22 protein-coding genes are annotated in these 17,550 nt (G+C 42.1%); 15 read left to right on the forward strand and 7 right to left on the reverse strand.

The window, feature by feature from the left end; all coding sequences use genetic code 11:
* The first annotated feature begins 60 nt into the window (after nt 1-60).
* From AUR67_RS15340 to AUR67_RS15350, 3 genes are all read left to right on the forward strand, one after another.
* Nucleotides 61-504 (forward strand): YhcB family protein, encoded by a 444-nt coding sequence (locus AUR67_RS15340; RefSeq protein WP_055020791.1) that lies wholly within the window; start codon nt 61-63, stop codon nt 502-504.
* Between the two features lie 123 nt (nt 505-627).
* Complete coding sequence (locus AUR67_RS15345; protein WP_054561091.1) at nt 628-1,980, forward strand: Do family serine endopeptidase; 1,353 nt, start codon at nt 628-630, stop codon at nt 1,978-1,980.
* A 98-nt stretch (nt 1,981-2,078) separates the two neighbouring features.
* On the forward strand, nt 2,079-3,161 hold the full coding sequence (locus AUR67_RS15350; protein WP_058585926.1) for a trypsin-like peptidase domain-containing protein: 1,083 nt from the start codon (nt 2,079-2,081) through the stop codon (nt 3,159-3,161).
* A 69-nt stretch (nt 3,162-3,230) separates the two neighbouring features.
* Here the strand turns inward: AUR67_RS15350 and murA are convergent, their stop codons facing one another.
* The 7 genes from murA to AUR67_RS15385 are packed head-to-tail and all read right to left on the reverse strand — an operon-like array spanning nt 3,231 to nt 7,887.
* Complete coding sequence (gene murA / locus AUR67_RS15355) at nt 3,231-4,490, reverse strand: UDP-N-acetylglucosamine 1-carboxyvinyltransferase (protein ID WP_055199193.1); 1,260 nt, start codon at nt 4,488-4,490, stop codon at nt 3,231-3,233.
* Nucleotides 4,491-4,505: 15 nt separating this feature from the next.
* On the reverse strand, nt 4,506-4,763 hold the full coding sequence (locus AUR67_RS15360) for a BolA family protein (RefSeq protein ID WP_054554171.1): 258 nt from the start codon (nt 4,761-4,763) through the stop codon (nt 4,506-4,508).
* A 5-nt stretch (nt 4,764-4,768) separates the two neighbouring features.
* Nucleotides 4,769-5,062, reverse strand: a complete 294-nt coding sequence (locus tag AUR67_RS15365; RefSeq protein WP_054561094.1) for a lipid asymmetry maintenance protein MlaB — start codon at nt 5,060-5,062, stop codon at nt 4,769-4,771.
* Nucleotides 5,055-5,732 (reverse strand): phospholipid-binding protein MlaC, encoded by a 678-nt coding sequence (locus tag AUR67_RS15370; RefSeq protein WP_054561095.1) that lies wholly within the window; start codon nt 5,730-5,732, stop codon nt 5,055-5,057. The genes AUR67_RS15365 and AUR67_RS15370 overlap by 8 nt, the downstream gene beginning before the upstream one ends.
* Before the next feature lie 2 nt (nt 5,733-5,734).
* Nucleotides 5,735-6,283, reverse strand: coding sequence for an outer membrane lipid asymmetry maintenance protein MlaD (mlaD, locus tag AUR67_RS15375; protein ID WP_054561096.1), 549 nt, complete (start codon nt 6,281-6,283; stop codon nt 5,735-5,737).
* A gap of 13 nt (nt 6,284-6,296) precedes the next feature.
* The gene (gene mlaE / locus AUR67_RS15380) at nt 6,297-7,076 is read right to left on the reverse strand and encodes a lipid asymmetry maintenance ABC transporter permease subunit MlaE (protein WP_058585927.1); all 780 of its coding nucleotides are present in this window, start codon (nt 7,074-7,076) and stop codon (nt 6,297-6,299) included.
* Entirely contained in the window at nt 7,069-7,887 is an 819-nt protein-coding gene (locus AUR67_RS15385; RefSeq protein ID WP_082665651.1) for an ATP-binding cassette domain-containing protein, read from the reverse strand. Before AUR67_RS15385 ends, mlaE begins: the two co-directional genes overlap by 8 nt.
* A 248-nt stretch (nt 7,888-8,135) precedes the next feature.
* Here AUR67_RS15385 and AUR67_RS15390 point away from each other — a divergent pair, with 248 nt between their 5' ends.
* The 12 genes from AUR67_RS15390 to mgtE all read left to right on the forward strand — a co-directional run bounded on the left by AUR67_RS15390 (nt 8,136) and on the right by mgtE (nt 17,503).
* Entirely contained in the window at nt 8,136-9,104 is a 969-nt protein-coding gene (locus tag AUR67_RS15390; protein ID WP_058585929.1) for a calcium/sodium antiporter, read from the forward strand.
* A gap of 3 nt (nt 9,105-9,107) precedes the next feature.
* Nucleotides 9,108-10,079 carry a KpsF/GutQ family sugar-phosphate isomerase gene (locus tag AUR67_RS15395; RefSeq protein ID WP_058585930.1) on the forward strand — a complete coding sequence of 324 codons (972 nt, stop codon included), beginning with the start codon at nt 9,108-9,110 and terminating at the stop codon, nt 10,077-10,079.
* Nucleotides 10,080-10,082: 3 nt separating this feature from the next.
* Nucleotides 10,083-10,634: a 3-deoxy-manno-octulosonate-8-phosphatase KdsC gene (gene kdsC, locus AUR67_RS15400; RefSeq protein WP_058585931.1), complete on the forward strand. Its 552-nt coding sequence runs from the start codon at nt 10,083-10,085 to the stop codon at nt 10,632-10,634.
* Nucleotides 10,631-11,185, forward strand: a complete 555-nt coding sequence (gene lptC, locus AUR67_RS15405) for an LPS export ABC transporter periplasmic protein LptC (RefSeq protein WP_058585932.1) — start codon at nt 10,631-10,633, stop codon at nt 11,183-11,185. Before kdsC ends, lptC begins: the two co-directional genes overlap by 4 nt.
* Nucleotides 11,175-11,696, forward strand: a complete 522-nt coding sequence (gene lptA / locus AUR67_RS15410; RefSeq protein ID WP_058585933.1) for a lipopolysaccharide transport periplasmic protein LptA — start codon at nt 11,175-11,177, stop codon at nt 11,694-11,696. Before lptC ends, lptA begins: the two co-directional genes overlap by 11 nt.
* On the forward strand, nt 11,693-12,418 hold the full coding sequence (gene lptB, locus AUR67_RS15415) for an LPS export ABC transporter ATP-binding protein (protein ID WP_054561103.1): 726 nt from the start codon (nt 11,693-11,695) through the stop codon (nt 12,416-12,418). The genes lptA and lptB overlap by 4 nt, the downstream gene beginning before the upstream one ends.
* Nucleotides 12,419-12,533: 115 nt before the next feature.
* Complete coding sequence (locus AUR67_RS15420) at nt 12,534-14,030, forward strand: RNA polymerase factor sigma-54 (RefSeq protein WP_058585934.1); 1,497 nt, start codon at nt 12,534-12,536, stop codon at nt 14,028-14,030.
* A gap of 27 nt (nt 14,031-14,057) precedes the next feature.
* Nucleotides 14,058-14,345: a ribosome hibernation promoting factor gene (gene hpf, locus AUR67_RS15425; RefSeq protein ID WP_058585935.1), complete on the forward strand. Its 288-nt coding sequence runs from the start codon at nt 14,058-14,060 to the stop codon at nt 14,343-14,345.
* Between the two features lie 3 nt (nt 14,346-14,348).
* Nucleotides 14,349-14,801 (forward strand): PTS IIA-like nitrogen regulatory protein PtsN, encoded by a 453-nt coding sequence (gene ptsN, locus AUR67_RS15430; RefSeq protein WP_054561106.1) that lies wholly within the window; start codon nt 14,349-14,351, stop codon nt 14,799-14,801.
* Complete coding sequence (rapZ, locus tag AUR67_RS15435; RefSeq protein WP_054561107.1) at nt 14,802-15,647, forward strand: RNase adapter RapZ; 846 nt, start codon at nt 14,802-14,804, stop codon at nt 15,645-15,647.
* 13 nt (nt 15,648-15,660) lie between these two features.
* Nucleotides 15,661-15,933: an HPr family phosphocarrier protein gene (locus AUR67_RS15440; protein WP_054561108.1), complete on the forward strand. Its 273-nt coding sequence runs from the start codon at nt 15,661-15,663 to the stop codon at nt 15,931-15,933.
* Between the two features lie 211 nt (nt 15,934-16,144).
* Nucleotides 16,145-17,503 (forward strand): magnesium transporter, encoded by a 1,359-nt coding sequence (gene mgtE, locus AUR67_RS15445; RefSeq protein ID WP_054561109.1) that lies wholly within the window; start codon nt 16,145-16,147, stop codon nt 17,501-17,503.
* Nucleotides 17,504-17,550 lie beyond the last annotated feature (47 nt).

Below are 17,550 nucleotides of genomic sequence, written 5' to 3' on the forward strand. Positions count from 1 at the left end.
TGGACTATAAATGCTTTTAAAGCATTTGTTTTTGTTATTTTTTCCCAAAGGGGTAGATTTATGGGCACAATTACCTGGATAGGTATTCTAATCATCGTTGCAATTTCAGCATTCTTCATTGGTGCTTTTGTAACCAAAAAACAATTTAAGCAAGACGAACTAGAACAACAAGTCGAGCAAGCTAACAATGCGCTTGAACAATATCGTCAAGATGTAGCTGATCATCTAGCGAGCACAGGTAAGCTAGTATCTAAAATGAAAGATAACTACGACCAGCTACTGAACCATGTAGAAGAAACAAATAAACTACTACTTGCTGATAAAAAACAGCATCCAAATGAGCCGTTCTTTTCTAAAGAAACGACTGAGCAATTACAAAACTCATTACAAGACCGCAGAGGCGATCGTTCAAGTGCCGAAGCACAACCTGCTGACTATGTTGTAGGTGAAACGGGCTTGTTCACTGGCTCAGAGAAAGTTTCAGAACATTCTAAAGCCTCTTGATGAACTTTTTTTTGACCCCATAGTCTTTAGATATAACAGCTTTATATCTAAACCAAGAAAAGGGCTGCTTATGCAGCCCTTTTTAGTTTTTGCTTTATCTCTGAAGTGGAGTAAACCCAGACTATGAAAATGAAATTATCTGTTATCAGTGCTGCTATTTTATCTTCTAGCTTATTATTAAGTCCTGCAATTTCAATGGCAAAACTTCCAGTTGCTGTAAATGGTCAACAATTGCCAACCCTAGCACCTATGCTTGAACAGATCACACCAGGTGTGGTGAGTATTCAAGTGTCAGGCTCTAAAGAAGTTCGCCGCCGTGCGACTCCTTTTGATGACTTTTTTGGTGTTCCTCGTGGGGGCAGTCAAAAGCGTGAATTTAGTGGCCTAGGCTCAGGTGTGATCATTGATGCAGACGAAGGTTACGTGGTAACCAATAACCATGTTATCGAAGATGCCGAAAAAATGGTGGTGACCTTAGAAGATGGTCGCGAATATGAAGCAACTAAAATCGGTAGCGACAAAGAATCAGATATTGCCTTATTGCAAATTGATGCAGAGGACTTAACAGCGCTTAAAATTGCCGATTCAGATCAGTTACGTGTAGGTGATTTTGCAGTTGCCATTGGTAATCCATTTGGTTTAAGTCACACAGTAACATCAGGTATCGTCAGTGCCCTTGGCCGTAGCGGTTTAAATATAGAAGGCTATGAAGACTTTATTCAAACCGATGCAGCTATCAACCAAGGCAACTCAGGCGGCGCGTTAGTTAACCTTAATGGTGAACTAATTGGTATCAACACCGCTATCTTAGGTGCATCTGGCGGTAACGTGGGGATTGGCTTTGCCATTCCATCTACCATGATGAAAAACCTTGTTGACCAAATTATCGAACACGGTGAAGTGCGCCGTGGTTCATTAGGGATTTCAGGTCGCCCACTTGATGCAGGCCTTGCTAAAGCACAACAACTCGACGTTAAGCAAGGCGCTTACGTTATGCAAGTAATGGATGATACAGCAGCAAGTAAAGCGGGTATCAAAGCCGGTGATGTAATTATTAGTGTCGATGGCACCGAAATTAGTGGCTTCCATGAACTACGCAGTAAAATTGCCACACTTGGTGAAGGCAAAAAAGTAAAACTGGGCATTTACCGAGATGGCAAAGTTAAAACTGTTAATGTCACGCTCGATGGTGCATCAGCCACAACTGCCGCAGGCGAAGAGACACACCCAGCTTTCCAAGGTGCAACATTAGAAAACACTCAGAAGAGTGATGGTAAAGGTGTTGAAGTAACCGGCGTGCAAGCACGTTCTCCCGCTGCTCGCGTTGGCCTTGAAGAAGGTGACGTGATCATGCAAGTTAACCGTCAACGCGTTGAAACAATTCGTGACATGAATAAGATCATCGAAAATACCAAAGGTAACATCGTACTAGGTGTTAAACGCGGTAGAGAGCTTATTTTCGTACTGATCCAGTAAACCTAGTTGATAAATCATGAAAAAATAACAGCGGTGCTTGCCGCTGTTATTTTTTTTGTGCCATCATTAAGGGATTGCTCACTGATAATAAGAATACTGTGCTAAAACTTTTTAAATTTATCCTTCCTCCGCTTTTCACCGGTTTAGGCATTGCCTTTTTAGTGGTGTTATTTAGCCCAAGCCTTCGTAGCACACTGTTACCAGATATGAATTTACCTGCGGCGATATCATCGGAGCACATGAGCTTTGCTGATGCAGTGCAAAAAGCAGCACCGTCGGTTGTTACTATTTTTTCAGAAAGCATTTCGAATCAACCGCGCTATAAACGCCAAAACACCGTTCAAGCTCTTGGCTCCGGCGTGATCATGACCCAAGACGGCTATATTCTGACTAACTACCATGTAATCAAAAATGCCGATCTCATTATTGTTACACTCGCTGATGGCCGTCGTTTTTATGATGTACAAGTGATTGGTTTTGATACGCAAACAGATTTAGCGCTATTAAAGATCAGCGCTGAGCATTTACCAAAAATTCCAGTAAATGATAAATTTAAGCCACGTGTTGGTGATGTTGTTTTAGCGATTGGTAACCCACTTAACTTAGGTCAAACCATTACCCAAGGTATTATCAGTGCGACGGGTAAACAAAATTTAATCGATAGCCCTTACAGCAGCCTGTTACAGATGGATGCTGCGATTAACGTAGGTAACTCAGGTGGCGCGTTAGTCAATTCACGAGGTGACTTAGTCGGTATTACCTCGGCGCAATTTAAAACTCATGAAAATCTCGATATTCAGGGTATCTTCTTTGCGGTACCTTACTCGATTGCCAAAGATGTGATGGATAAGCTAATCAAACATGGCCGTGTTGTACGTGGCTATTTAGGCTTTAGTGGCACAGGTATTGATAGCACAGGCAAAGATGTAAGCGATAGCTTTACACCTGTTGCAGGCATGCGTATTTCTCAACTTGATCCATTTGGCCCAGCTTGGAAAGCAGGCATCAGAGAAACTGACATTGTAATCAAAATTGGCGGTATTCCTGTAGCAAACCCACAACAAGTGCTTGAGAAACTGGCGAATACAGAGCCAGGTAAAGAACTTGAATTTGAGATTTACCGCGATGGTAAGGTCTTAAAAGTGATGGTAACTGTTGCAGAACTCGAAGACGATCAGTAGTTACTGAAACAACACAGATATAAAAAAGGCCTAACTGATGTTAGGCCTTTTTTTGTAAGTATTTAGCGATTAGCTTGAACGGCGCTTGATATTAGCACCCAGAGCACTCAACTTATCTTCAATGCGTTGATAACCACGATCTACATGATAAATGCGATCAACAATAGTCTCACCTTGAGCAACGATGCCAGTAAGAATTAGACTTGCAGAGGCACGTAAATCAGTTGCCATTACCTGTGCGCCCGATAAGCTTTCGGTATCCCCACAAATTGCCGTATTACCTTCTAAGCGAATGTTTGCACCCATACGCTGTAACTCTGGCACGTGCATAAAACGGTTTTCGAAAATCGTTTCTGTGATGGTTGCACTGCCCTTCGCTACCACATTTAAAGCTGTAAATTGCGCTTGCATATCGGTAGGGAAACCCGGGTGTGGCATAGTCTTAATGTTAACCGCTTTTAGTTCGCGGCCACGCATATCAAGGTAAATGCTGTTATCAGTGACTTCAACCAAAGCATTGGTAGCACGCAACTTTTCAATCACAGGATCAAGACTATGGTGGTCTGTATTTTTACAAAGCACTTCACCGCCAGCCATTGCCGCCGCAACCAAGAAAGTGCCTGTTTCAATGCGATCAGGAAGAATGCTGTATTCACAACCCGATAGTGACTCAACCCCTTCAATTTCGATACGGCTAGTGCCTGCACCACTGATCTTCGCACCCATCGCAATTAAGCAATTAGCAAGATCAGTAATTTCAGGTTCACGAGCTGCATTTTCCAGTACTGTTTTACCGTCAGCCAGCGTTGCTGCCATCAGTAAGTTTTCTGTTGCGCCAACACTGACCATCTCCATAAAGATTTCAGCGCCTTTTAAGCGACCATCAACCTTGGCATTAATGTAACCATTTTCAACCTTGATGATAGCGCCCATGCGCTCAAGACCTTGAATATGGATATCAACTGGGCGAGCACCAATTGCACAACCACCAGGCAGTGATACTTGCGCTTCACCAAAACGGGCAACTAAAGGGCCTAATGCAAGTACTGAGGCGCGCATTTGCTTTACCAACTCATACGGTGCAAGTGTTTTATCAACCGTCGCACCATCAATGATTAGCTTGTCTTGCTGCCATTCGACATTTGCACCCAATGTTTTTAACAAGGCTTCTGTAGTGCCAATATCGCGTAAACGAGGAACATTACTAAAGGTACTTTTACCCTGCCCTAAAAGCGCAGCAAAAAGAATTGGAAGAGCGGCATTTTTAGCGCCAGAAATAGTGACTTCACCTGCCAGCGAGGTGCCACCTTGAATAACAAATTGATCCATTAGGAGGCCCTGCGACTATTGAGGTAAAATAAATTTTTGTTCGCGTTTCCATTCAGTCGGTGTGAACGCTTTGATAGATACAGCGTGGATTGTACCGTCTGAGATTGTTGACATTAACGGAGCATAAACCAACTGTTGCTTCTTCACGCGAGATAAACCATCAAAACACTCACCAACAGCAATCACTTCGTAGTGGCTACCATTTGCTTTAACAATCACTTCATCTAGTTTTAGTTCGTCGCGTAATAACGTTTCGACTTGGCTTGTTTCCATAAATCTCACTCAAATAGGTTTGTGACCTGACCCAACTGCATTAAATTTTGCAATTGTTCAGGGCTATTTTGCAGTTCAAGGTGAATACCTTGCTGCTTTAATTCTGCGAAAGAGTGAATTAACCAAGCTAAGCCCGCCGTGTCAACCCTAGATAGCCCAGAAAGGTCAAAATACCATGTTTTATGGCTAGAATCTGGCTTGGCGTTCAGAAGGCGTTCACGGCCAATTGAATTTCGAGTCAGTTCGCCACTGACTCGAAACTGGTTATCTTCAAGTTGAGTAATCTCGACTTTACTCATCGCCACCATCACCTCTAAATTGCACTGGCAGTTGGCTCTTCTGCTCTAGTAAGTCACTTACATAATCTAGACCATGTTGGCGTAAAATACCTTGTAATTCACTTTGTTTAGCATCAAGCAAACTAATACCTTCTGCAATCATATCGTACGCGCCCCAGTCACCACTGCGGTCTTCACGTACTTTAAAGTCGATTCTGATATCAGGTTTACCGGCTTCAACAATCTTAGTTTTAACAACCACCACATCTTGGCCTTTGAAAGGCTGAGGCGGAGCAAACTCAACGCTTTGGTTAGTGTATTGAGTAAACACACCTGCGTAAGTAGCAATTAAATACTTTTGAAAAACGTCAATGAAGCGTTGTAACTCTTTAATCGCTTTCGCTTTTTCCTCTTTATCTTCGATAGCACGCACCTTTGACACGTGATTACCTAATACGCGCAGTGCAGCATACTTGTAGTCAATGTAAGGCATTAGCTCTTCTTCTACGATAACGCGTAGATGCTCTTTGTCTTTCGCAATAAGAGGTTGATCTTTAGTAATACGAGCAAAGGTATTATCTGACACTGTACGAACCATTTTGTACGGGTCTTTTAAATCAACCTTAGGTTCAGCGGCTTGTGCGTTTAGGCTAAACAGCACAGCAATACATAATAAAAACTTCTTAAACATAATTATTCACCACCCTGGTTGAATAAGAACTGACCGATTAACTCTTCTAAAACAAGCGCTGATTTTGTATCAGTAATGTAGTCACCGTCTGCAAGCGCTTTGCTTTCAACACCAAATAAATCATCTAGATCTGTATCATGCTCACTTGCTGTTACATCTTCACCCATACAGCGTTGCTCAGCAGATTCAGGAGCAATAACAGGGTTAATGCCTAAGTACTGCTCACCTAAAATACCTGATGTCAAAATAGAGATTGATGTTGTGTCTGAAAACTTACATAAGTAATTTGCATCAATCGCCATATTAACCACAGGCACAAACTCTTTTGGGTGAATAAAGATTGACTCAACTCGGCCAACAACTACACCACCTACTTTGATAGGCGCACGTGCTTTTAAAGAACCAATGTTTTCAAACTTTGCGTTCAATTGGTAAGTCTCACCACTACCACTAATGCCGGCATTCGCAACTTTAAATGCTAATAATGCAAATGCAGCGATACCAAGGGCTACAAAAAAGCCAACTAATATTTCTAATTTCCGTGAATTCATCTTTATACCCTAATTAGCTGGTAAACATTACCGCTGTTAAAATAAAGTCAAAACCTAATACTGCCAATGACGAGTGCACAACGGTTTCTGTTGTCGCTTTACTGATCCCCTCAGATGTAGGAACACAGTCATAGCCTTTGTAAAGTGCAATCCAAGTCACAATCATGGCGAATACAAAACTCTTAATCATGCCGTTCACAATATCTTGTTGGAACGACACTTGCGCTTGCATGATTGACCAGAAGCTTCCTGAGTCAACACCAAGCCAATCAACACCCACTAAATGAGCGCCGATAATAGCAACCGCAGAAAATATTAATGCAAGTAATGGCATACTGATAAAGCCAGCCCAAAAACGCGGTGCAATAATGCGTTTAAGTGGATCAATAGCCATCATTTCTAAGCTTGATAATTGCTCGGTTGCTTTCATTAAACCGATTTCAGCAGTAAGAGCACTGCCCGCGCGCCCTGCAAACAGTAACGCTGTTACTACAGGGCCTAACTCACGTAATAAGCTCAATGCCACTAAAGGCCCTAAGCTATCTTCAGCACCATAGCCTACTAATACGGTGTAACCCTGCAGGGCGAGCACCATACCGATGAATAAGCCTGACACCATAATGATTAAAAGAGATTGCGAGCCCACCATATATAATTGGCGAACAAGTAAAGGCGTGCCTTTTTTGAAGTTCGGCACATTAAAGAGTGCACCAAACAGCATCTGAGTAGAACGGCCAAGCGCTGCAAAGCGCCCTAATGTTTTGTGACCTAACTTCTGGAATAGATCAAGCATTATGCACTCCTAGTAATTCATCATCATACGCAGGAGCTGGGAAATGGAATGGTACAGGGCCATCCGATAAACCATTTAAGAACTGTTGTACAAGTTCAGATTCATGGTTTTGCATTTGCTCTGGAGAGCCTTCGCCTATCACCCCTTGATCAGCAATAATGATCACGTGATCAGCAATGCTCATTACCTCTGTTACATCATGGGTCACGATAAGTGATGATAAACCTAGCACCTCATTCAGTGATTTTATTAGCTTAACTAACACACCCATAGAGATAGGATCTTGGCCCGCAAATGGCTCATCGTACATGATAAGCTCTGGATCAAGAGCAATTGAACGCGCTAAAGCAGCACGGCGAGCCATACCACCAGAAAGCTCAGATGGCATTAAGTCTTGTGCACCACGTAAGCCGACTGCTTGTAATTTCATTAAAACGACAAGACGAATTAAGTCTTCGCTGAGTTGAGTATGTTCGCGCAAAGGAAAGGCGATATTGTCAAACACTGACATATCGGTAAATAAAGCGCCACTTTGAAACAGCATACTCATTTTGGTGCGGGCAGCATAAAGCTCCTTGCGAGTCATGCCAGGAATGCTATTGCTTTCAAATAAAATGTCACCAGAATCAGGTTTAAGCTGACCGCCAATTAAGCGCAACATGGTGGTTTTACCAATGCCGCTTGGTCCCATGATAGCGGTAATCTTGCCTTTCGGAATGTTAAAACTCATATTTTTATATATGATTCTATCGCCCCGTGAAAAGGTTACATCCTTGATTTCTACTATTGATTGCGACAAGTCGCTCTCCATAACGTTTTTCACTAGTTTTGCCATTTTAAGGGTTTTTTAGTCAAGATGGAAAAAACAAATCGTAAAATTTTGTAATATTTTCTATCAATAAATTCTAAAGCTAGCTCTAAAGAGCTTAACGACACCTGAAATTTAGTTTCCTTGCTAAGCACGCTTTATGCTCGCCAGCCCATTCTTTTACTTATACTTTCAGGTTCGCTTTTGTTACTATTTGCAGTCATCTGTATAAGTAATGTTGGCGTATCACAATGGTGACTTCTTTTGTCATTTTAATTATTGGTTTTGCTGCACTCGTTTGGAGTGCCGATCGGTTTGTTTATGGGGCGGCTGCACTCGCAAAAAATATGGGGATCCCCACCCTAATCATTGGTTTAACCGTTGTTGCTATGGGCTCTTCAGCCCCTGAAATGATGGTATCTGCATCGGCAGCACTTGCTGATAAAACAGATACTGCGGTAGGTAATGCTATAGGTTCTAACATTACTAATATCTTACTTGTACTTGGTGTCACAGCCTTACTACGCCCTCTTTCAGTATCTTCAATGACACTTAAACGCGAAATGCCGCTGGTATTGTTAATCTCAGTAGCAGCTTGGTATGTGTTCTCAGATAACTATTTTTCATTCGCTGAAGGCATTGCCTTGATGATTGCTTTTGCTGTGTTTATTGGTGGCTTAGTTATTGTGTCTCTGCGTGCTAAAAACCAAGATGACCCATTCGTCAGCGAAGCATGTGAAGACGTTCCGAACGATGTCAGTACTAAATCAGCCGTATTTTGGTTAATCATCGGCATGATTTTATTACCAGTCAGTTCACATTTTTTAGTTGAATCAGCCGTTGATATCGCAAAATATTTTGGTCTATCAGACCTTGTAATAGGCTTAACCATTATTGCTATTGGTACCAGCTTACCAGAGCTGGCAGCCTGTATTGCAGGGGTATTAAAAAACGAAGACGATTTAGCGCTTGGTAATATCGTTGGCTCAAACATTTTCAATTTACTCGCCGTATTACCACTTGCGGGTATTATCAACCCATCAATTATTGATCCTTCTGCGGCAAACCGCGATGCACTTATCATGATTGCAGCAACGATTGTATTGATTGCCATGTCATTGAACTTTAAAGGTGCTCGTCGTATCAATAGAGTAGAAGGTGGCTTCTTGTTAGTCGCATTTATTGCATATCAGGGCTATATTTTCAGCCAAGTAGGATAATTAATGACACAACCTAGCTTTATCGCGCAGGGTAAGCGCGTACTCGAAATTGAAGCACAAGCTTTACAAGAAATTGAGCAATATATAAATCAAGATTTCGATAACGCTTGCCAATTAATGTTCCAATGTACAGGCCGTATTATTGTGATTGGTATGGGTAAGTCTGGCCACGTTGGTAATAAAATTGCGGCGACCCTTGCAAGTACTGGCACACCAGCATTTTTTGTTCATCCTGGCGAAGCAAGCCACGGTGATTTAGGCATGATCACCCGTGATGATGTGGTGATGTGTATTTCGAACTCAGGTGCGACCAGCGAAGTACTTAGCATTATTCCTGTTATCAAGCGTATTGGCGCAAAGATGATTTCACTCACAGGCAACCCAGACTCAACCATGGCAAAACTGTCTGATGTACATGTGTGCATTAAAGTAAGCCAAGAGGCATGCCCGTTAGGCCTTGCGCCAACTGCAAGTACCACAGCAACACTTGTGATGGGTGATGCTATGGCGGTTGCACTACTTGAAACCCGTGGTTTCACAGCCGATGATTTTGCACTTTCGCACCCAGGTGGCAGCTTAGGTAAGCGTTTATTGCTTACATTAGATGATGTGATGCACGCAGGCGACGCCACGCCAATCGTTAGCGAAACCCAAAGCATTAAAGACGCACTAATCGAAATGTCAGCCAAGGGCCTTGGTATGACCGCGGTGATTGGTGCAGATGAAAAGTTAGCCGGATTATTCACTGATGGTGACTTACGCCGTATTTTAGAGCAGCGCATCGATATTCATAACACGGCAATTAGCCAAGTAATGACCCGTTCATGTACAACTGCTCGCCCTGATATGCTTGCAGCTGAAGCTTTAAATATTATGGAACGTAAACGTATCAATGGTTTAATTGTGGTAGATCAAAGTAATACGCCAATTGGTGCCCTTAATATGCAAGACCTATTAAAAGCAGGAGTTCTTTAAGCAATGACATTCGCCGAGCTATACCAGCCTCTTAGCCCTGATGTGAGTCAGCGCGCACAAAAAGTAAAATTGCTAATCTGCGATATAGATGGCGTTTTTTCTGATGGCCGAATTTATTTAGGTAATGATGGCGAAGAGCTTAAAGCATTTAATACTAAAGATGGCTTTGGCATTAAAGCGCTCATTAATAGTGGCTTTGAAGTGGCAGTGATTACTGGCCGCCATTCACAAATAGTTCAGCAGCGAATGACTAGCCTAACAGTTCAGCACATTTATCAGGGACAAGAAAATAAGCTGATTGCTTATCAAGAGTTAAAAGATAAACTGGGGCTGACTGATGAACAAATTGCCTATATTGGTGATGATGGTCCAGACTTACCAGTAATGGAAAAAGTAGGGTTTGCTGTTGCTGTAAATGACGCACACCCACTGATTAAAAAGCTGGCTCATTACACCACATTATTACCAGGTGGCTTTGGAGCTGTGCGTGAATTAACTGATTTACTGATGTTAGAAAACGGTAAGCCGTTAACTAGCGATGGAACCAGCGCATGAATATAGCCCGTATTTTACTGAGTATTGTTTTTGTTTGTTGCATGGTGTGGTTATGGTACCCGTACTTTAATCAATCAACAGACACAATAACTAGTGAAGACGAAATCATCGCAACACCTGATTACACCGCTGTGGCCTTAAAGCAAACAGCGTATGACGAGCAAGGCAAAATTAGTCATAAAGTGGCTGCTGCTAAAATGGAGTTGTATCAACAATTAGGGTTTACCTTTTTTGAGCAACCTATTTTTACTATCTATGGCGACCAGCAAGTTTGGCAAGTAAAAGCCAAAGAAGCCACATTGTACGAAAACGATCAGCTGATTTTTGAAGGGGATGTAGTTGCTAAAAACTTAACCCATAACGGCATGATCGAAGATATAAAAGCAGAAAACATTAATGTCGATATTGATAAAATGACCATGTTTTCAAAGCAACCTGTAACACTAACAGGACCAAATTTAAAGATTACCGGTAAAGGCTTAAAAGCCGATTTAAAAGCCGAAATTGTTGAGTTAACTAACCATACACGAACTATATACTATGACCAATAAACTGAAGAAATTACTCCTGATCCCAAGCTTATTGATTGCTTTTTCGGGCGTAGCTGCCGAGCAAACAGGCGCTCAAATTAGCATTAGCTCAGATCGCCAAGTAGGTAAACTAAAAGATGGCGTTGGCATATTCGAAGGTAACGTAGAGATCGTGCATGGTAATCGTCGTATTACCGCTGAACGCCTTGAAGCACACGGCGGTGACACCGAAGGTACAGTAGAGTTAATTATTGCCACAGGCGCACCAGCTTACTTCGAAGAAAAGCAAACTGATGGCACCGTGATGAGCGCCAGCGCCGAAGAAGTTCGTTATGATGTTGCAAAACGCTTCTTAACCTTAAATGGTGAAGCTGAAGTTACTCAAGCAGGTCAAAAAGTAACAGCTAAAAGCATTACCTATGATATGGCACAGCAACTGATCAGTGCTGAAAAAGACGAAAACTCAACAGATCGTGTTCACACTATTTTAGTGCCTGTTGAAAATAAAAAAGACAATAAAGGCCAACCATGAGTACATTAAAAGCAGAGCTTTTAGCTAAGAGCTACAAAGGCCGCCAAGTGGTTAAAAATGTCGGTCTTGAAGTTGAAGCAGGCAGCATTGTTGGCTTGCTTGGCCCAAATGGTGCAGGTAAAACCACCACCTTCTACATGATTGTAGGCTTAGTACCAAGCGACAAAGGTAAAATCAGCATTGATGATAACGATATTACCCTTTTACCAATGCACAATCGTGCGCGCTTAGGTATCGGCTATCTGCCACAAGAATCGTCAATTTTTCGAAAGTTAACGGTTTACCAAAACTTGATGGCTATTTTAGAAACCCGTAAAGATCTAAACAAAGCAGGTCGCGAAGAAACACTAAATAGCTTGCTCGATGAATTTAGCATCCAACACATTCGCGATAGCCAAGGTATGGCGCTGTCAGGTGGTGAACGCCGCCGCGTTGAAATTGCCCGTGCATTAGCCGCTAATCCTAAATTTATCCTTTTAGATGAGCCTTTTGCTGGTGTTGATCCAATTTCAGTGTTAGATATAAAGAAAATTATTGAGCACCTAAAAAATCGTGGTATCGGTGTACTAATTACTGACCATAATGTTCGAGAAACCCTTGATGTTTGTGAAAAAGCCTACATTGTTTCTCATGGGGAGCTAATTGCATCAGGCACACCTGAGCACGTATTAGCAGACCAAACTGTACGCGATGTATATCTAGGCGAGCAATTCAGGCTGTAACCATTACGCCAGCGACTAGAGCATCTGCTAGACTAATAACAATGACAATAAATCGATAATGACTTAACTGTGTTTGCACAGTTATCGATAACTTAAAAAGGATTGTTAGGGATACATGAGGCAATCATTACAGCTGCGCATGGGCCAGCAACTTACAATGACTCCACAACTGCAACAAGCTATTCGTTTGTTGCAGCTCAGTACATTGGATCTCCAGCAAGAAATTCAAGAAGCGCTTGATAGTAACCCTCTACTTGAAGTGGAAGAAGCGGATTACAACGAAGAAAGCACCGGCAAGAATGAGCAAAAAGCTGAATCTGACGATGTACAAGTCAGCGCGTCTGCCGAAGAAGCACCTAGCGAGTACGAGCAAGAAAGTAGTGATGCTCTCAATAAAGACACCGTAAGCGATGACTTAGCAATGGATGTTACCTGGGATGAGTACATGAGTGCCGCCCCTTCAACATCGTCAGGGCCAATGCCTGAAGATGAATCCATCTATCAAGGTGCATCAACCGAAACCCTTCACGAATACCTAATGTGGCAATTGCAACTCACGCCATTTAGCCCTACCGATGAAGCGATTGCTGTGGCAATTGTAGAAGCTATCGATGAATCAGGTATTTTAACGGTAAGCTGTGAAGATATCGTCGAAAGCTTTAATCAAAATAGCGATGAAGAAGAAATCGAACTTGATGAAGTCGAGGCGGTCTTAAAAAGAATTCAGTTATTTGATCCTGTGGGTATTGGCGCACGCAGTTTACAAGAATGTCTGTGCATTCAGTTACGCCAATTCGATGCTAATACGCCATATTTAGCTGAAACTAAAATGGTTTTATCTGAGCATATCGAATTATTAGCGAGTCGCGACTATCGAACTTTGATGAAAAAGACTAAGCTTAAAGAAAACGAGCTTAAAGAAGTGATGACGCTCATCCACAGCTTAAATCCTAAGCCTGCGGATAGCATAGTGCGCGAAGAGTCTGAGTACGTCATACCTGATGTATCAGTGAAAAAAGTAAAAGGTCGCTGGGTAGTCGAGTTAAACCCAGACTGTATGCCAAAGATTAGAGTGAACAGCCAATATGCAGCGATGTCTCGCTCTGTTAAATCAAGTAGCGACAGCCAATTTATTCGCTCTCACTTACAAGAAGCTAAGTGGTTTATTAAAAGCTTAGAAAGCCGTAACGATACGCTATTAAAAGTGACCAACTGTATCGTTCAACAACAACAAGCTTTCTTTGAACATGGCCCTGAGGCAATGAAGCCAATGGTGCTAAATGATGTTGCTGAAATGGTCGAAATGCATGAATCGACGATTTCACGGGTAACAACGCAAAAATATATGCATACCCCTCGGGGTATTTTTGAGTTGAAATATTTCTTCTCGAGCCATGTCAGCACCGAAAATGGTGGTGAGTGTTCTTCTACAGCAATACGCGCTTTAATCAAGAAGTTAGTCGCTGCAGAAAACTCAGCTAAACCATTGAGTGATAGCAAAATTGCAGATATATTGGCTGAGCAAGGAATTAAAGTAGCTAGACGTACAATTGCAAAATATCGTGAGTCTCTAGCAATACCTCCGTCTAATCAGCGTAAGAGTCTGATTTAGACGTTTTACATAGAAGGAAAAATGCTTATGCAACTAAATTTAACTGGTCGTCATGTAGAAATCACAGATTCATTAAGAGACTATGTAAACACCAAGTTTGCAAAACTAGAAAGGCATTTTGACCATATTAATAATGTTCATGTCATTCTAGATGTAGAAAAATTAAGCCAAAAAGCAGAAGCAACTTTACATGTAAACGGAGGCGAATTGTTCGCTTCTACTCAGCATCAAGATATGTACGCAGCCATTGACTCACTGATCGATAAACTTGATCGCCAAGTCATTAAACACAAAGAGAAATTAGCTCGACATTAAATTATGAAACTAAGTTCACTTACTAACCAGGACTGCAGCAAAGCTGCGGTCCTTTTTAATAGCAAAAAAAGAATTCTTGAATATATCAGCGAACTGGCCCACCAGCAGCTTCCTCATTTATCGCAACAAGATATCCTAGATGCTTTACTCAACCGAGAAAAACTAGGTAGCACCGGCATTGGCCGAGGTATTGCTATTCCACATGGCCGAATGAGCGGCGCAGATGAGCCTCATGCATTTGTGATAGTGAGTGAATCCCCTATTAATTTTGATGCAATTGATAATCGTCCAGTTGATATTTTTGTGGCACTCATCGTACCAGATGGTGACTGTCAGCTTCACCTAAAGACCTTATCAACAATTGCTGATAGACTTAAAGATAAAGAATTTTGTAAACAGCTGCGTAGTGCTACTACTGATCAGCAACTGTTTCAGGTCATATCAGCAGAGGCATAAATGGAATTAATAATTATCAGCGGTCGCTCAGGCTCAGGTAAATCGGTCGCTTTACGAGTACTTGAAGACTTAGGCTATTATTGCGTTGATAATATTCCGGTTAATTTACTGCCTTCGCTCGTACGAAGTGTGTCTGATAACTACGATAAAATAGCGGTCAGCATCGACGTGCGCAACTTACCGAAAGAGCAGCAAGAATTTAATGATATTCTTGAGTACCTGCCAGGTTTCGCAAACCCAACACTTTTCTATTTAGACAGTGATGACCAAACTCTGATCAAGCGCTTTTCAGAAACACGCCGCTTGCATCCACTATCTATTGATTCTTTGCCGCTTGATCTGGCCATTAAACAAGAAAAAATCCTGCTTGATGTGTTGATCACTCGCGCTGACTTTATGATTGATACCACTGACCTGAGTGTTCATCAGTTAGCAGAATCAATTCGCGAAAAGATTTTAGGTAAAAAAGATAAAAAGCTAATTATTACTTTTATGTCGTTTGGCTTTAAGCATGGTATTCCTAAAGAAGCTGACTACGTTTTTGATGCACGCTTTTTACCTAACCCACACTGGGAACCTGATTTAAAGCCACTAACCGGCCTTGATCAACCAGTAAAAGATTACCTAGCTAGCCACAGCATAGTGCAAAAGTTCACGTGGCAAATACAAACCTTTGTGCAAACTTGGTTGCCGCATTTAGAGCGCAATAACCGCAGTTATCTGACCATTGCTATTGGTTGTACCGGCGGCCAGCATCGCTCTGTTTACTTAGCGCAAACAATTGGTGAGAGCTTTGCCAAAAGCCATGCTAATGTAAAAATTCGCCACCGCGAACAAGACATTTAATTAGGCACCAACAATGCACGCTGAAGATACCTTTTTAATTCAAAACAAACTTGGCTTACATGCTCGTGCTGCTACTGTTTTAGCGCAATTAGCACTGCAATTTGATGCCAAAATTACGCTTTATCAAGATGATAAAGAAGCTGAAGGCGACAGCGTGTTAGCATTAATGCTACTTGAAAGTAGTCAGGGTAAAGAAGTTCGCGTTGTGTGCGAAGGCCCTGACGCCGATGCTGCATTAACGGCAATCGGCGAATTAATTGCACAACGCTTCCACGAGCAAGAATAGCATTTGCTAAGACTTCAAGGTTTACGGTAAACTTAATTCGGATATTTAAAATTCCCTTTAAATATCCTACTTTTATATCGCTCGCTTTTCTAAATTACAAAACTCTTAATAAATTTATCGCAGTGCGACGATATCTCTGCAAATACACTACAAAGCAACTATGCTGTATTTGCTTAGCCTATTTAAACTTTTTTCAGTTGTAAGGACGCCAATGCCAGAAGCCTTTGAACAAGATTACCCACTACAACAACTCAAACAAGTGACCAAGTCACTCAATAGTGGTCAATTTGTTCAAGTGCGTGGTATGTTAGCCAAAACGGCACCTTGTGATACAGCCCTTTTACTTGAATCTTCTCCCCATAAAATTCGTCGTATGCTTTGGCAGCTGGTTGATCCAGATGTCCGTGGTGATGTTCTAGAAGAACTCTCTGAAGACGTACGTCTTGGCATTATTGCCCAGATGGAGCCTGAGCACATTGCAGCTGCCACTGAAGATATGGACGACGATGACTTAGGTGAGGTTTTACGTAGTCTTCCTGATACCGTATATCAAGACGTTGTCAGTGCCATGGACTCGCAAGATAGAGAAAGGGCAACTCAAGCACTATCTTATCAAGAGCGCTCAGCCGGTGCCTTGATGAACAGCGATACGGTTACCATTCGTCCTGACGTTACCCTCGATGTTGTACTGCGCTATTTACGCTTACGAGGTGAGCTACCAGAGGGTACCGATGACTTATATGTAGTTGATAAGCATAACTGCTTTTTAGGCGCGCTTTCATTAACTACATTGCTGACCAGTCCTTCAGATAAAATTGTTCGTGATTTAATGGATGAAGACTGTGAGTCAATCCTAATCTCTATGGATGAAAGTGATGTAGCGCAACTGTTCGAGCGTCACAACTGGATTTCAGCCCCTGTTGTGGATGATAACGCTCACTTGCTTGGTCGTATTACCATCGATGATATCGTTGACGTAATCCGTGAAGATGCAGAGCACAGCATGCTAAGCCTCGCTGGTCTTGACGACGAAGAAGATACCTTTGCGCCAGTGCTAAAAAGTTCGCAGCGTCGCTCTATTTGGCTTGGGGTTAACTTATTAACCGCATTGTTAGCAGCCATTGTGGCAAGCTTTTTCGAAAACACCTTAGCAATCTTGCCTATTTTAGCGGTACTCAATGGTATTGTCCCTTCAATGGGGGGGGTTGCGGGTAGCCAAACCCTAACTCTGGTCATTCGTGGTATAGCGGTTGGTCATATCAACCAAACCAACCAACGCTTCTTATTACTTAAGGAGTTAGCGATTGGTGCTCTGAATGGCATTATTTGGTCGATATTAATTGCTGGTGTGGTTGCCCTATGGCAGTGGGACTTTAAGCTCGGCGCAGTACTGGCCTTTGCAATGTTTATGAATCTTGTTGCCGCTGGTATTGCGGGTGCGAGCATTCCATTAATTCTTAAGAAAATGAAAATAGACCCAGCCCTTGCAGGGAGCGTAGTGCTGACAACCGTGACCGATATTGTTGGTATCTTTGCCTTTTTAGGCACTGCAACCTGGTTATTAATCTAATACCAATTCGCAATAATACTTAGTTAAGCGAATGGGTATAAATAAAA

Origin of the sequence: Pseudoalteromonas sp. XI10, from assembly GCF_001469895.1 — a bacterium.
Classification (GTDB): Bacteria; Pseudomonadota; Gammaproteobacteria; order Enterobacterales; family Alteromonadaceae; genus Pseudoalteromonas.